At 60.3% G+C, this 15,621-nt stretch carries 13 protein-coding genes and 1 rRNA gene; 11 read left to right on the top strand and 3 right to left on the bottom strand.

Translation table 11 applies throughout. The features are described from left to right. The first annotated feature begins 4 nt into the window (after window positions 1-4). Window positions 5-904, top strand: a complete 900-nt coding sequence (locus N0B28_RS22340; protein ID WP_088514008.1) for a ChaN family lipoprotein — start codon at window positions 5-7, stop codon at window positions 902-904. Window positions 905-1,151: 247 nt separating this feature from the next. Here N0B28_RS22340 and N0B28_RS22335 read toward each other — a convergent pair whose 3' ends face one another. From N0B28_RS22335 to N0B28_RS22325, 3 genes are all read right to left on the bottom strand, one after another. Continuing rightward, entirely contained in the window at window positions 1,152-1,424 is a 273-nt protein-coding gene (locus tag N0B28_RS22335; RefSeq protein ID WP_043863794.1) for a TfoX/Sxy family protein, read from the bottom strand. Between the two features lie 167 nt (window positions 1,425-1,591). Next, on the bottom strand, window positions 1,592-1,936 hold the full coding sequence (locus N0B28_RS22330; protein ID WP_043863793.1) for a pentapeptide repeat-containing protein: 345 nt from the start codon (window positions 1,934-1,936) through the stop codon (window positions 1,592-1,594). 104 nt (window positions 1,937-2,040) lie between these two features. Continuing rightward, window positions 2,041-3,603, bottom strand: a complete 1,563-nt coding sequence (locus tag N0B28_RS22325; protein ID WP_275728835.1) for a bifunctional aminoglycoside phosphotransferase/ATP-binding protein — start codon at window positions 3,601-3,603, stop codon at window positions 2,041-2,043. 118 nt (window positions 3,604-3,721) lie between these two features. On the opposite strand from N0B28_RS22325, the gene mrcB reads away from it, so the two are divergent. The 10 genes from mrcB to N0B28_RS22275 all read left to right on the top strand — a co-directional run bounded on the left by mrcB (window position 3,722) and on the right by N0B28_RS22275 (window position 15,576). Continuing rightward, window positions 3,722-6,043 carry a penicillin-binding protein 1B gene (gene mrcB / locus N0B28_RS22320; RefSeq protein WP_054916525.1) on the top strand — a complete coding sequence of 774 codons (2,322 nt, stop codon included), beginning with the start codon at window positions 3,722-3,724 and terminating at the stop codon, window positions 6,041-6,043. A gap of 27 nt (window positions 6,044-6,070) precedes the next feature. Then, entirely contained in the window at window positions 6,071-6,808 is a 738-nt protein-coding gene (locus tag N0B28_RS22315; RefSeq protein WP_054916524.1) for a hypothetical protein, read from the top strand. Next, a complete protein-coding gene (locus N0B28_RS22310) occupies window positions 6,808-7,137 on the top strand; it encodes a YqcC family protein (protein ID WP_054916523.1) in 330 nt (109 codons plus the stop codon). The genes N0B28_RS22315 and N0B28_RS22310 overlap by 1 nt, the downstream gene beginning before the upstream one ends. Window positions 7,138-7,558: 421 nt before the next feature. Continuing rightward, entirely contained in the window at window positions 7,559-9,283 is a 1,725-nt protein-coding gene (locus tag N0B28_RS22305) for an acetolactate synthase 3 large subunit (protein ID WP_043863936.1), read from the top strand. Window positions 9,284-9,285: 2 nt separating this feature from the next. Next, window positions 9,286-9,777, top strand: a complete 492-nt coding sequence (ilvN, locus tag N0B28_RS22300; protein ID WP_043863788.1) for an acetolactate synthase small subunit — start codon at window positions 9,286-9,288, stop codon at window positions 9,775-9,777. Window positions 9,778-9,830: 53 nt separating this feature from the next. Further along, window positions 9,831-10,847, top strand: coding sequence for a ketol-acid reductoisomerase (gene ilvC / locus N0B28_RS22295; protein WP_043863787.1), 1,017 nt, complete (start codon window positions 9,831-9,833; stop codon window positions 10,845-10,847). A 146-nt stretch (window positions 10,848-10,993) separates the two neighbouring features. Beyond that, window positions 10,994-11,854 (top strand): CDP-diacylglycerol--serine O-phosphatidyltransferase, encoded by an 861-nt coding sequence (gene pssA, locus N0B28_RS22290; protein WP_043863786.1) that lies wholly within the window; start codon window positions 10,994-10,996, stop codon window positions 11,852-11,854. A gap of 63 nt (window positions 11,855-11,917) precedes the next feature. Next, window positions 11,918-12,931, top strand: coding sequence for a protein-methionine-sulfoxide reductase catalytic subunit MsrP (gene msrP / locus N0B28_RS22285; RefSeq protein ID WP_275728823.1), 1,014 nt, complete (start codon window positions 11,918-11,920; stop codon window positions 12,929-12,931). After that, entirely contained in the window at window positions 12,931-13,557 is a 627-nt protein-coding gene (gene msrQ / locus N0B28_RS22280) for a protein-methionine-sulfoxide reductase heme-binding subunit MsrQ (RefSeq protein ID WP_275728820.1), read from the top strand. The genes msrP and msrQ overlap by 1 nt, the downstream gene beginning before the upstream one ends. 482 nt (window positions 13,558-14,039) lie before the next feature. Then, window positions 14,040-15,576: ribosomal RNA gene (locus tag N0B28_RS22275) — 16S ribosomal RNA — on the top strand. Window positions 15,577-15,621 lie beyond the last annotated feature (45 nt).

Genomic DNA, 15,621 nt, shown 5'->3' with positions numbered 1-15,621 from the left:
GCCCATGCCTCGCACGTTGCTGTTTGGCACCCTGTTGCTGCTGGCGTTGGGACTGAGCGCTTGCCAGTCCGGCGCAGCGTTGGCGCCACTGCCGCAGTGGCAAGGCCCGCAGGGGCGCGAGCATGCCGAGCTGGGGCAGATCCGCGAGTTGAGCACAGGCCGGTTACTGACACCGGAGCAACTGGTCCGGCGCCTGGCTGCGGCACCGCGGGTGCTGGTGGGGGAGCAGCACGACAACCCCGATCACCATGCCTTGCAGTTGTGGTTGTTACGCGCGCTGGAGCAGCAACGGCCGCAGGGCAGCCTGCTGTTGGAGATGCTGGAGCCGGCGCAGCAGGCGCGGGTGGATGCACTCAAGCAGCAGCCCACGCTGCCGGTCGACCTGGTGTCGGCGCTGCACTGGCAATCAGGTTGGGATTGGGCCCTGTATGGCCCGATCGTGCGCCATGCGCTGGGGCAGCCCTATCCGTTGCTGGCGGCGAACCTTGATCGCGCCGAGGTGCGGGATATCTACCGCCAGGTACCGAAGTTGGAGGGGCAGCACGCTACGACCGCTGCGGTTACCCAGGCCTTGCTCGACCAGGTACGTGAAGGGCATTGCGGGCTGCTGCCTGAATCGCAGATGCCGGCCATGCTGGCGGTACAGCAGCAGCGTGACCGGCGAATCGCCCAGCGCCTGATGCAGGCGCCGACGCCGGCCCTGCTGTTGGCGGGGGCCTATCACGTGCGCAACGACCTGGGCGTGCCCTTGCATCTGCTGGACCTGGGGGTAGAGCAGGGCACCAGCGTGCTGATGCTGGCGCAGGTGGGGGAAAAGGTGGACGCAGGCATGGCCGATTACGTGTGGTTTACCGCTGGCGTGGCCGAGCAGGATTACTGCGCGAGCCTGCGCAAGGGCGGGTGATACAGGCTGTGAATGTGTGGTGGCCCTTTTTCGCTGGCTTGCCAGTGCATAGGCCATGACAGGCAACTCAAATCCCAGGCAAAAAAAGACCCGGCAAAGTGCCGGGTCAATAACCGTGATTAGCCTGATGAGGAGATAATCTGAGAGTCCGAACCAAGGTCTTTCAGAATATCCAACCAGTCTCGCGACCAGTTGTGATAATCATAACGATTCTCATTTCGAAGTCAATCCTTTCATTCTGCTTATTTCAATTATTTTTGCAGGGCGCCTTGGCATCCAGCTGTTTGTTCAGCGCATCCTTGCGTTCAACGGGGATGTCGTTCCAGTGCACATCCAGCAGCGCGCCTTCTATCGCGTAGAGCAGCACCTTCGAGGCACGAAAGCCGCGGCTGCGTACCGCGTGGTAGGCGTTCACCGCGCCCAGCCGACGAAGGTCCGAGAGACTGTGGATGCCCACCGCATGCAGCCACTGCGCCGACGTCTTGCCAAGATTTTTCAGATGCTGAAGTTCATCGTTCATCAAGCCTCCTTGCGACGGCTGAACGGGTCCTGGAGATTGATTCGTGGGCAGGTCAAGAAGGAGTGTAGCGGCAGTTGGAAAATACGCGGCGTTTTGCCATGGGCGGTGCACGGCGGGGCCTGCAGCCACCGCCGGCGTTGCCAGGCGGTAGCTGTCGGCAGATGCTTTCAGCGGGTGCGGTAACGCAGGCGGGTGCCGAAATTGACCGACATCAGAATCTCGTCGGCACTCAGTTCTGCGGGGAAGTAGGTGCCGGAGATCTGCGCGTGGGCCAGGCTGGCACCTTCGAGGCAGTTCTCGCGCAGGTCCAGCCCACGCAGGTCGGAGGCGCGAAAGTAGGCGCCACTGAAATCGATGCCCTCGGTGTCCAGCTTGCGCAGGTCCAGTCCTCGAAAGTCACCGTCCTTGAAGTCGACAATGGCGTTCCTGGGCTTCTCACGATTGAATTCCGCGATGTGTTCCTTGTGCACCAGAGCGTATAGCGCGCTGTCGAGCTGGCGTGGCTGGTTCATGAGGGCGCCTCCTTGTGTGGCCTGATGATGGCATTATAGTGCCACTGTGCGGAGGCGCCCGAGATAGAGGCGTGAAGTGTGGACTGCTTCACGCCCTCGCCGTTTTAAAGGCCGGGCAGGCGCTGGCGAATCTGCTTGACCAGTTCATCCAGGCTGCCGCTTTCGTTGGTTTCCACGCGCTTGGCCTTGAGCAGCTCTTCGCCTGTCAGCGGGTCGCGACTGGCTTGCTGGGCGGCGACCACTTCCAGAGTGGCGTCGGACGGGTCGTTCTGGTCGGCCTGGCGCTGTGCCAGCCAGCTGGCGATCACGGCGTCCGGTGCATTGCAGTCGAGGATCAGGAAGGGAACGCCGGTTTCGCTGGCAACGTCGGCGGCGGCCTGGCGCTGTGCCTGCTTGAGGTAGGTGGCATCGATCACCACCGGGAACCCCGCGCGCAGGATTGTTCCGGCCAGCTGATGCAGGTGCTGGTAGGTATTCTGGCTGGCGTCATCGGCGTAGATGCCTTGTTGCAGCTGACCGGCGGCCTGCTCGGCCTGCTCGCCGAACAGGCGCTTGCGTTCAACGTCCGAGCGCAGGCGAATGGCACCCAGTGCTTCGACCATGCGCATGGCGACATGGCTTTTGCCAACGGCCGACACACCGTGGGTGATGGCCAGCAGGCGCGACGGGATGGCGCTGTAGCTCTCGGCCAGGTTGGCGTAGTTGCGGTACTGACGCAGGGTGGTGGCCCGTTGTACGCCATCGGCGTCGGCCGGCATGCTGAACAGCGCGACCTTGGCCCGCACCAGCGCACGGTAGGCCTTGTAGAAGTTCAGCAGTTCGAGGCCGGCGTAATCGCCGGTGATTTCCAGGTACTGGCTGATGAAGCGCCGCGCCAGCGACTTGAGGCCGCGGTCTTCCAGGTCCATGGCCAGGAAGGCCGTATCGGCGTACACATCGGTCAGGCGGAAGGGTTCGTTGAATTCGATGCAGTCGAAAATCACCACCTTGCCGTCGATCAGTGTGGCGTTGCCCAGGTGGATATCGCCATGGCACTCGCGTATGAAACCTTCGGCCTTGCGCGTTTCGAACAGGCCATGCAGTCGATCGAAGCTGCTGCGCGCCCAGGCCTGCAACGCATCGAGCTGCACCAGGTCGGCCTTGTCGCTGAGGAACGGGCGAATCTGTTCGAAGTTCTGTTCAACCGGAGCCATCACGCTGTCGGGCGTGCCCAGCGGGTGTTCGACAGCCACTTTCGGTGCGGCCAGGTGGAACTGGGCGATCTGGCGGGCCATCTGGTCGATATGCGCAGCGGTCAGTTCGCCATTGGCCTGCAGCGTGCTGAGCATCTGGTTCTGGGGGAACTGGCGCATTTTCAGCGCGTACTCGATCGGCGCGCCGTCACCTCCCAGCTGCGGGGCCTCGACGCTGCCGGTGATGGGCAGTACTTCCAGGTACAGGTCGTCGGTCAGGCGCTGGTTGAGGCGCAGTTCTTCGGCGCAGAAATGCGCGCGACCCGACAGCTCGGTGAAGTCCAGGAAGCCGAAGTTCATCGGTTTCTTGATCTTGTAGGCGTATTCGCCCGTGAGCAGCACCCAGGAAATGTGCGTCTCGATGACCTGGAATTCCTTTACAGGGTGCGCAAACAGGGCCGGGTTTTGCAGGGCGGCGATCAAGGCTTGGCTCACGGTCGATCCTTCTGGGTCGTGGGAGATTCGAATCGACCATTATGGCGGCAAGCGGGGCCGCTGCAAACCGCCGGAGGGCGTCTGTCGACAAGCCATAAAGTGCGTATAATCCGCCGCCATGACTCGTACCCGATCTTCCCGTACCTCTAAAAAACGCCCTTCTGGCCGCGCGCGCGCCTGGTTGGGCTGGGCCCTCAAGCTCAGCCTGGTCGGCCTTGTGGTGCTGGCCGGCTTTGCGGTTTATCTCGATGCCGTGGTCCAGGAGAAATTCTCCGGCAAACGCTGGACCATCCCGGCCAAGGTCTACGCGCGCCCGCTCGAGCTGTTCGTCGGGCAGAAGCTGAGCAAGAACGACTTCCTGATCGAGCTCGATGCCCTGGGCTATCGCCGCGAAAGCGTGGCCAACGGCCCGGGCGCGGCCTCGGTCAACGGCAACACCATCGACCTCAATACCCGCGGCTTCCAGTTCTATGAAGGCATGGAAAAAGCCCAGGGCGTGCGCGTACGCTTCTCGGGCGACTACGTTGCCGGCCTGAGCGGTACCAATGGCTCGAAGCTCGACGTGGTGCGCCTGGAGCCGCTGCTGATCGGCGGCATCTACCCGAAGAACCTCGAAGACCGCATCCTGATCAAGCTCGATCAGGCGCCGCCCTATCTGCTCGAAACCCTGGTGGCGGTGGAAGACCGTGACTTCTACCACCACTTCGGAGTGTCGCCCAAGTCGATTGCGCGGGCCATCTGGGTCAACACCTCGTCCGGCGCCATGCGCCAGGGCGGCAGTACCCTGACCCAGCAGTTGGTCAAGAACTTCTACCTGACCAACGAGCGCAGCCTCAGCCGCAAGCTCAACGAAGCGATGATGGCGCTGCTGCTCGAAGCCCACTACAGCAAGCGCGACATCCTCGAGGCGTACCTCAACGAGGTGTTCGTGGGCCAGGATGGCCAGCGTGCGGTGCACGGTTTCGGCCTGGCCAGCCAGTTCTTCTTCAGCCAGCCGCTGTCCGAGCTCAAGCTGCACCAGGTGGCGCTGCTGGTGGGCATGGTCAAGGGGCCGTCCTACTACAACCCGCGTCGTTCCCCGGAACGCGCGCTGACGCGTCGCAACCTGGTGCTCGACCTGCTGGCCGAGCAGGGCGTGGCGACCCCCGAAGCGGTCGAGGCCGCGAAGAAAATGCCACTGGGTGTGACCAAGCGCGGCAGCCTGGCGGACAGCTCGTTCCCCGGCTTCCTCGACCTGGTCAAGCGCCAGTTGCGCCAGGACTACCGTGACGAAGACTTGACCGAGGAGGGGCTGCGTATCTTCACCAGCTTCGACCCGATCCTGCAGATGAAGTCCGAAGCGGCGATGAACGAAACCTTCAAGCGCCTCAGCGGGCGCAAGGGGGCGGACGAAGTCGAGGCGGCGATGGTGGTGACCAACCCGGAAACCGGGGAGGTGCAGGCACTGATCGGCAGCCGCCAGGCCGGGTTTGCCGGATTCAACCGTGCCATCGACGCCGTGCGTCCCATCGGCTCGCTGGTCAAGCCGGCGGTGTACCTGACCGCGCTGGAAAAACCGAGCCAGTTCACCCTCACCAGCTGGGTGCAGGATGAACCCTTCTCGGTGAAGGGCGCCGACGGCCAGGTGTGGAAGCCGCAGAACTACGACCGGCGCGCCCATGGCACGATCTTCCTGTACCAGGGGCTGGCCAATTCCTACAATCTGTCGACCGCCAAGCTTGGCCTGGAAGTGGGCGTGCCCAACGTGCTCAAGACCATTGGCCGCCTGGGTGTCAACGTCGACTGGCCGGCCTTCCCGTCGATGCTGCTGGGTGCCGGGGGCATGTCGCCGGTGCAGGTTGCGACCATGTACCAGACCCTGGCCAATGGCGGCTTCAACACGCCGATGCGAGGCATCCGCAGCGTGCTGACCGCCGAGGGCGAGCCGCTCAAGCGCTACCCGTTCCAGATCCAGCAGACCTTCGACCCGGGCTCCATCTATCTGGTGCAGAACGCCATGCAGCGGGTGATGCGTGAAGGTACCGGGCGCTCGGTTTACAGTGTATTGCCCAGTTCGTTGAACCTGGCCGGCAAGACCGGTACCAGCAACGATTCGCGTGACAGCTGGTTCGCAGGGTTCAGCCAGGACCTGCTGGCAGTGGTGTGGCTGGGTCGCGATGACAACGGCAAGACACCGTTCACCGGCGCCACCGGCGCGTTGCAGGTCTGGACCAGCTTCATGCGCAAGGCCGACCCGCTGCCGCTGGACATGCCACAGCCTGACAACGTGGTGCAGGCCTGGGTCGATCCGCATACCGGCCAAGGTTCCGATGCCAGCTGCCCGGGCGCGGTACAGATGCCGTATATTCGCGGCAGTGAGCCAGTGGCCGGCGCCGCCTGTGGCGGCGAGCAGGCACCTGCCGAGTCCGTGATGGACTGGGTCAAGGGCTGGATGAATTAAGCCAAAGCACAGCAAAGAGGGTGTGACGTGAACAAGTGGTTGTTTCCTGCCTTGACGGCACTGGCTTTGCTTACAGGTTGCGCCAGCGTGCAGCGTGGCTCGATCCCCGTAGTGGATTCAGGGACGCGGGTTTCCAACAGCGAGCGGGTATCGGCCAACCGTGCCGGCGCTGCCGTGAACACCGGTACTCGCCAGGCGCAGGCGATGCCGCAGGATTCCGGGGTGACGGTGATGGTGCCCCAGGGCGCCGGCTCCGAGCCGATCCAGACCTTTGCGGCGCCTACCGGGCCCGCGTCGATCGACACCGGGCCGATTACCCCAGGCCCGCAGAATTCGGCGCCGTTCCCGAGCACCAGCAGCGGTGGCTACAGCGCACCGAGCGCACCCACCGGCATCCCCAGTTCGAACACCGGCAGCGGCGGCCTCTCGGCTGACGAACAGCTCGATGGCCCGGTGCTGGCGCTGTTGACCACGGCGCAGACGCAGCAGACCGGCGGCGATCTCAACGGCGCCTCGTCCAGCCTTGAGCGTGCCCAGCGCATTGCCCCGCGTGAACCGCAGGTACTCTACCGTCTGGCCCAGGTGCGACTGGCCCAGGGCGATGCGGCGCAGTCCGAACAGCTGGCGCGCCGTGCCCTGACCTACGCCAACGGTCGCCCCGATCTGCAGGCCGGCCTGTGGGACATCATCGCCCAGGCGCGCGACAAGCAGGGTGACGCCGCCGGCGCCGCGCTGGCTCGCCAGAAAGCCAAGGTCAGCCTGTAATGGAGGCGCGCATTCTGGCGATTGCAGACCACCTGCTGCTGATAGAGCACGAGCTGCACAGGCAGGGCTGGTGGTCCGCCGAGGCGCCCAGTGCGCAAGCCCTGGCCAGCACCACGCCGTTCGCCGTCGACGCCATGAACTTCGATCAGTGGCTGCAGTGGATCTTTCTGCCGAAGATGAAACAGATACTCGAAAGCGGTGCGCCGCTGCCCAGTGCCTCGGGCATCCTGGTGATGGCTGAAACGGTGTACGTGGATCGGCCGCAAGAAAGTCGCGAGTTGCGTCGTCTATTAGCAGAGTTTGACCAATTGATCAGTGCTTCTGCCTGAATTTCCCTATTTTCACCCTAAGAGCCGCAGATTGTGGCTCTTTTTGTTTCTGAAGTTTGTTTTTCTGCTGCTGTCTTTGTAATTCGTGGTGGCTGCGGATCGTCATTTGGAAAAATTGGCAATAATTTTTCTTGACTTGCAGGCGCAGAATCAGAAGAATCCAGTTTCCGCTGTAGAGGGACTGCCAGAAGCAGACCCGCTAAGCAGATCATGAGGCGCACACCCGCGCCGACCTGTTACACCCGCAACGCGTTACCTCGCGCTGGGTGGGAAAACCCCGCAACACTTTGGGGCGCTCCCAATACTTGCTCAGTCAGTGCTGACGTAGTCGGCGATTTCGTCGCTCATGCTCTGCTTGGCAGTAAACCTATTAAGACCCGTCCTGCCTGGACGGTATTCTGGCGTTTTAGAGGTGAACAACGTGGAGCTTTTATCTGGCGCTGAAATGGTCGTCCGCTTTTTGCGTGACGAAGGCGTTAAGCACATCTACGGGTACCCTGGCGGTGCTCTCCTGCATGTATACGATGCCCTGTTCAAGGAACCGGAAGTAAGCCACATCCTGGTTCGCCACGAGCAGGCGGCAACCCACATGGCCGACGGCTATGCCCGTGCCACCGGCAAGGCCGGCGTGGTACTGGTGACTTCCGGTCCGGGTGCCACCAATGCCATCACCGGTATTGCCACGGCGTACATGGACTCCATCCCGATGGTCATCCTCTCCGGTCAGGTGCCCAGCACCATGGTCGGTACCGATGCCTTCCAGGAAACCGACATGATCGGTATCTCGCGGCCGATCGTGAAGCACAGCTTCATGATCAAACATGCCTCGGAAATTCCTGAAATCCTGAAAAAAGCCTTCTACCTGGCTGAATCCGGTCGTCCTGGCCCGGTTGTCGTCGATATTCCGAAAGACATGACCAACCCGGCCGAGAAGTTCGAGTACGTCTACCCGAAAAAGGTCAAGCTGCGCTCCTACAGCCCGGCCGTTCGCGGGCACTCGGGTCAGATCCGCAAGGCCGCCGAGATGCTGCTGGCCGCCAAGCGTCCGATCGTCTACTCCGGCGGTGGCGTGATCCTCGGTGGTGGCTCGGCTGCGTTGACCGAGGTCGCGCAACTGCTCAACCTGCCGGTCACCAATACCCTCATGGGGCTGGGTGGCTATCCGGGCACCGACCGTCAGTTCCTGGGCATGCTCGGCATGCACGGCAGCTACACGGCCAACCTGGCGATGCACCATGCCGACGTGATCCTTGCCGTCGGTGCGCGTTTCGACGACCGTGTGGTCAACGGCCCGGCGCGGTTCTGCCCGAATGCCAAGGTCATCCACATCGACATCGACCCGGCATCGATCTCCAAGACCATCAAGGCCGATGTGCCTATCGTCGGCCCGGTCGAGAGCGTGTTGAGCGAAATGCTCGCCACCTTGCGCGAAATCGGCGAGAAGCCTGATCAGGCGGCTATGGATGCCTGGTGGAAGCAGATTGCCGAATGGCGTGGCGACGGCATCATGTTCCCGTACAACAAGGGCGATGGCAGCGTCATCAAGCCGCAGACCGTGATCGAAACCCTGTGCGAAGTCACCAAGGGGGATGCGTTCGTCACCTCCGACGTGGGTCAGCACCAGATGTTCGCGGCGCAGTACTACCGCTTCAACAAGCCGAACCGCTGGATCAACTCCGGTGGCCTGGGCACCATGGGCTTCGGTTTCCCGGCGGCCATGGGCGTCAAGCTGAACTTCCCGGACCAGGACGTTGCCTGTGTCACCGGCGAGGGCAGCATCCAGATGAACATTCAGGAGCTCTCTACCTGCCTGCAGTACGACCTGCCGGTAAAGATCGTCAACCTGAACAATGGCGTGTTGGGCATGGTTCGCCAATGGCAGGACATGGCCTACAACAGCCGTCACTCGCACTCCTACATGGAATCGCTGCCTGACTTCGTCAAGCTGGCCGAAGCCTATGGTCACGTGGGTATCCGCATCACCGACCTGAAGGACCTCAAGCCCAAGCTCGAGGAAGCCTTCGCCATGAAAGACCGGTTGGTGTTCATCGATATCCAGGTCGACAACAGCGAGCACGTCTACCCGATGCAGATCAAAGACGGCTCGATGCGCGATATGTGGCTGAGCAAGACGGAGCGGACCTAATCATGCGGCACATTATTTCCCTGCTGTTGGAAAACGAACCAGGTGCCTTGTCCCGTGTGGTCGGCCTGTTCTCGCAGCGCAACTACAACATCGAAAGCCTGACCGTCGCCCCGACCGAAGACCCGACCCTGTCGCGCCTGACGTTGACCACGGTTGGTCATGACGAGGTGATCGAGCAGATCACCAAGAACCTGAACAAGCTGGTTGAAGTGGTCAAGCTGGTCGACCTGTCGGAAAGCGCGCACATCGAGCGTGAACTGATGCTGGTCAAGATCAAGGCCACGGGTGCGCAGCGTGCCGAGATCAAGCGCACCACCGATATCTATCGTGGGCAGATCGTCGACGTCAGCAGCACGGTCTATACCGTGCAGCTGTCGGGCACCAGCGACAAGCTGGACAGCTTCATCCAGTCGATTGGTACCGCGTCCATTCTCGAAACAGTACGCAGTGGTGTCACCGGCATTGCCCGTGGCGACAAAGTGCTCAGCATCTAACTCAAAAAATTAGCGAATGGCCTGAAAGGGCCGAGATAACCAGGGGTATTTTCATGAAAGTTTTCTACGACAAAGACTGCGACCTTTCGATCATCCAGGGCAAGAAAGTTGCCATCATCGGTTACGGTTCCCAGGGCCACGCTCAAGCGTGCAACCTGAAAGACTCCGGTGTGGATGTCACTGTTGGTCTGCGTAAAGGTTCGGCCACCGTTGCCAAAGCCGAAGCCCACGGCCTGAAAGTGGCTGACGTGGCAAGCGCTGTTGCCGGTGCCGACCTGGTCATGATCCTGACCCCGGACGAGTTCCAGTCGCAGCTGTACAAGAACGAAGTCGAGCCGAACATCAAGAAGGGCGCCACCCTGGCCTTCTCCCACGGTTTCGCTATCCACTACAACCAGGTCGTTCCACGTGCTGACCTGGACGTGATCATGATCGCGCCAAAAGCGCCTGGTCACACCGTGCGTTCCGAGTTCGTGAAAGGCGGCGGTATCCCTGACCTGATCGCTATCTACCAGGACGCTTCCGGCAATGCCAAGAACGTTGCCCTGTCCTACGCCGCAGGCGTTGGTGGCGGCCGTACCGGCATCATCGAAACCACCTTCAAGGACGAGACCGAAACCGACCTGTTCGGCGAGCAGGCCGTTCTGTGCGGCGGTACCGTCGAGCTGGTCAAGGCCGGCTTCGAAACCCTGGTTGAAGCGGGCTACGCGCCAGAAATGGCCTACTTCGAGTGCCTGCACGAACTGAAGCTGATCGTTGACCTCATGTACGAAGGCGGTATCGCCAACATGAACTACTCGATCTCCAACAACGCCGAATACGGCGAGTACGTGACCGGCCCTGAAGTCATCAACGCCGAATCCCGTCAGGCCATGCGCAATGCCCTGAAACGCATTCAGGACGGCGAATACGCCAAGATGTTCATCAGCGAAGGCGCTACCGGCTATCCTTCGATGACCGCCAAGCGTCGCAACAACGCTGCCCACGGTATCGAAGTCATCGGCGAGCAACTGCGCTCGATGATGCCTTGGATCGCAGCGAACAAAATCGTCGACAAGGCCAAGAACTGATCTTGATCTGATGCGATGAAAACGCGGCTTCGGCCGCGTTTTTTCGTTTAGGCAGTCAGCTTCTGGTATAAAGCTTCATCGTTTGCCGGCGAACCCTCGTCGCAGACGTCTGTCGAAACTTTCCAAACCGTTGCAAGGTAATGTCCATGAGCGAACGTCCCGAAGAGCCGAACAAGGCCTCTGACGCCGAAAGCCTGCTACCGATCGATGAGCATGTTGAAGAAGGGCATGACGCCGAAGGACGCAAGGTACGGCATCGCGGCATCTATCTGCTGCCCAACCTGTTCACCACTGCGAACCTGTTCGCCGGTTTCTATTCGATCATCAACTCCATGAGTGCGCAGAGCGCCCTGAGTGCCGGTGATCCGCGCGAAGCGAGCAAGTACTTCGCTTTCGCTGCCATCGCGATCTTCGTCGCCATGGTGCTCGATGGTCTGGACGGGCGTGTTGCCCGCATGACCAACACCCAGAGCGCCTTCGGCGCCGAGTACGACTCGTTGTCCGACATGGTCGCCTTTGGCGTGGCCCCGGCGTTGCTGGCCTTCGGCTGGGCGCTGGGTGACATGGGCAAGGTCGGCTGGATGGTTGCCTTCATCTATGTGGCGGGTGCGGCATTGCGCCTGGCACGCTTCAATACCCAGGTCGGCAAGGCCGACAAGCGCTACTTCATCGGCCTGGCCAGCCCGGCGGCAGCCGGCGTGGTTGCGGGTACGGTCTGGGCGTTCAGCGACTATGGCATCCAGGGTTCCAAGCTCTCGTTCCTGGTGGCGCTGCTGGTGGCGGCTGCCGGCATGCTGATGGTCAGCAACATCAAGTACAACAGCTTCAAGGAGCTGGACCTCAAGGGGCGGGTGCCGTTTGTGGCGATCCTTGTGGTGGTGCTGGTGTTCGCGGTGGTGTTCAGCGATCCGCCACGCATTCTGCTGCTGATTTTCCTCGCGTATGCCGCGTCGGGTCCTATCCAGTACCTGTTGCGTTCGCGTCGCAAGAAAACCACCGAGCAGTGATGTAATTTCCCCAAGGCTCCGTAGTCTACTGGTGCATCAGCTCACCGGTTCTACGGAGTCTTTATGCTTATCAAGCTGTCCCGGCCTTCCGACTGCAAAGAATCGGATATCACGCCTGAGTCCCTCTATCTCTCCCGACGCGCTCTGCTGGGTGGCACTGCGGCTGCATTGGCGGTCGGCAGCTTGCCGCGCTGGGCCGCTGCCGCCGAGGTTTCGCAGTATGCGGACGTCGACGCCGGTGCTGCCCCCAGCTGGTTTGCCGAAAAACTGCCGGGCACCCAATGGCAGGCGGTAACGGTCAAGGGTGAAGCGATCACGCCGTTCAAGGATGCGACGCACTACAACAACTTCTACGAGTTCGGTACCGACAAGGGCGACCCTGCTGCCAACGCGGGTGCGCTGCCGACTTCGCCATGGACGGTGGTGGTGGATGGCGAGGTCGGTAAGCCGGGCCGCTATGCGCTCGAAGACTTCATGAAGCCTTATCAGTTGCAAGAGCGCATCTACCGGCTGCGTTGTGTGGAGGCCTGGTCGATGGTGATCCCCTGGTTGGGGTTTCCGATTTCGGCATTGCTCAAGCAGGTGGAACCGACCTCCAAGGCCCGGTACATCCGCTTCGAAACCCTGCAGGATCCAAAGCACATGCCCGGGCAGCGTTCGGGCTTCGCCCTGATCGACTGGCCCTATGTGGAAGGGCTGCGACTGGATGAGGCGATGAACCCGCTGGCCATCCTGGCGGTGGGCATGTATGGCCGCGAACTGCCCAACCAGAACGGTGCGCCGCTGCGCCTGGTGGTGCCGTGGAAGTATGGGTTCAAGAGCATCAAGTCCATCGTGCGTATCAGCCTGGTCGAGCAGCAGCCGCGCACCACCTGGCAGAACATCGCGCCTGAAGAGTACGGGTTCTATGCCAACGTGAACCCCACGGTGGACCACCCACGCTGGACCCAGGCCCGTGAGCGCAGGCTGCCCAGCGGCCTGTTCAGCCCCAACGTTCGCGATACGCAGATGTTCAACGGCTATGCGGACGAAGTGGCTTCTTTATATAGCGGCCTGGACCTGCGGAAGAACTACTGATGCGCTATCCACTGTTTCGTTTCGCGGCCTTTCTGTTGGCTTGTGTCTGGCCGCTGTACTGGCTGGCCCAGGCTGTGCTCGATGCGCTGGGCCCCGATCCGGGCAAGGTGCTGGTGGACAGGATGGGGCAGGGTGCTCTGGTCATGCTGCTGGTAACGCTTTGCATGACGCCGTTGCAGAAGCTGACAGGCTGGTCTGGCTGGATCGTGGTGCGCCGGCAGCTCGGCCTGTGGTGCTTTGCCTATGTGCTGATGCACTTGTGTGCCTACCTGTTCTTTATCCTCGGGTTGGACTGGGGGCAGTTGGGCGTCGAGTTGCGCAAGCGCCCTTACATCATTGTTGGGAGTTTGGCGCTTGTCGGGCTGCTGGCACTGGCGGTGACCTCCAACCGCTACAGCCAGCGCTGCTTGGGCGCGCGGTGGAAGAAGCTGCACCGGCTTGTTTACGTGATCCTGGGTCTGGGGCTGCTGCATTTTCTGTGGATAGTGCGGGCAGACCTCAAGGAATGGACGGTGTACGCGGTCATCGGTGGGTTGTTGATGCTGCTGAGAGTGCCTTCTATAGAGAGGCGCATTCCCCGTCTGGGAGGGCGCAAGCGTGTATCGGTGACGAAAGTTTCAAATTAGCCCTTGACGCACGATTTAATCTCTCTATAATTCGCCCCACTTCCGGCGCAGTCGAAACGAAAAACTCCTTGAATATCAACGAGTTGGACGTTTCAGGTCAGGCTGGAGGTGCTTCGATCGAAAGATCGGCAGCGGTGAAAAAGGTGGTTGACAGCAGGTTGTAACGCTGTAGAATTCGCCTCCCGCTACGAGAGATCGAAGCGAGTCAAGTGTTTGAAGTGAAACGAAAAACTTCAAAATAAACGCTTGACAGACTCTGAGGAAAGCGTAGAATGCTCGCCTCGGTTGAGACGAAAAGTTCTTGACCAACCGCTCTTTAACAACTGAATCAAGCAATTCGTGTGGGTGCTTGTGAGCTCAGACTGATAGTCAGAAAGATTATCAGCATCACAAGTGACTGCACGAAAATCGAAAGATTTGAAAGTAAGTCATTTGAGAATGCTGAGCCAAGTTTAGGGTTTTCTCAAAACCCAAGCAGTATTGAACTGAAGAGTTTGATCATGGCTCAGATTGAACGCTGGCGGCAGGCCTAACACATGCAAGTCGAGCGGATGAGAAGAGCTTGCTCTTCGATTCAGCGGCGGACGGGTGAGTAATACCTAGGAATCTGCCTGGTAGTGGGGGACAACGTTTCGAAAGGAACGCTAATACCGCATACGTCCTACGGGAGAAAGCAGGGGACCTTCGGGCCTTGCGCTATCAGATGAGCCTAGGTCGGATTAGCTAGTTGGTGAGGTAATGGCTCACCAAGGCTACGATCCGTAACTGGTCTGAGAGGATGATCAGTCACACTGGAACTGAGACACGGTCCAGACTCCTACGGGAGGCAGCAGTGGGGAATATTGGACAATGGGCGAAAGCCTGATCCAGCCATGCCGCGTGTGTGAAGAAGGTCTTCGGATTGTAAAGCACTTTAAGTTGGGAGGAAGGGCAGTAAGCGAATACCTTGCTGTTTTGACGTTACCGACAGAATAAGCACCGGCTAACTCTGTGCCAGCAGCCGCGGTAATACAGAGGGTGCAAGCGTTAATCGGAATTACTGGGCGTAAAGCGCGCGTAGGTGGTTCGTTAAGTTGGATGTGAAATCCCCGGGCTCAACCTGGGAACTGCATCCAAAACTGGCGAGCTAGAGTAGGGCAGAGGGTGGTGGAATTTCCTGTGTAGCGGTGAAATGCGTAGATATAGGAAGGAACACCAGTGGCGAAGGCGACCACCTGGGCTCATACTGACACTGAGGTGCGAAAGCGTGGGGAGCAAACAGGATTAGATACCCTGGTAGTCCACGCCGTAAACGATGTCAACTAGCCGTTGGAATCCTTGAGATTTTAGTGGCGCAGCTAACGCATTAAGTTGACCGCCTGGGGAGTACGGCCGCAAGGTTAAAACTCAAATGAATTGACGGGGGCCCGCACAAGCGGTGGAGCATGTGGTTTAATTCGAAGCAACGCGAAGAACCTTACCAGGCCTTGACATCCAATGAACTTTCCAGAGATGGATTGGTGCCTTCGGGAACATTGAGACAGGTGCTGCATGGCTGTCGTCAGCTCGTGTCGTGAGATGTTGGGTTAAGTCCCGTAACGAGCGCAACCCTTGTCCTTAGTTACCAGCACGTTATGGTGGGCACTCTAAGGAGACTGCCGGTGACAAACCGGAGGAAGGTGGGGATGACGTCAAGTCATCATGGCCCTTACGGCCTGGGCTACACACGTGCTACAATGGTCGGTACAGAGGGTCGCCAAGCCGCGAGGTGGAGCTAATCTCACAAAACCGATCGTAGTCCGGATCGCAGTCTGCAACTCGACTGCGTGAAGTCGGAATCGCTAGTAATCGCGAATCAGAATGTCGCGGTGAATACGTTCCCGGGCCTTGTACACACCGCCCGTCACACCATGGGAGTGGGTTGCACCAGAAGTAGCTAGTCTAACCTTCGGGAGGACGGTTACCACGGTGTGATTCATGACTGGGGTGAAGTCGTAACAAGGTAGCCGTAGGGGAACCTGCGGCTGGATCACCTCCTTAATCGACGACATCAGCTGTCTCATAAGCTCCCACACGAATTGCTTG

This window comes from Pseudomonas sp. SD17-1 (assembly GCF_029201585.1).
GTDB classification, from domain to species: Bacteria; Pseudomonadota; Gammaproteobacteria; order Pseudomonadales; family Pseudomonadaceae; genus Aquipseudomonas; species Aquipseudomonas palmensis.
The sequence above is the reverse complement of the archived record's forward strand: the minus strand, read 5'-3'. Positions and strand labels throughout refer to the sequence as shown.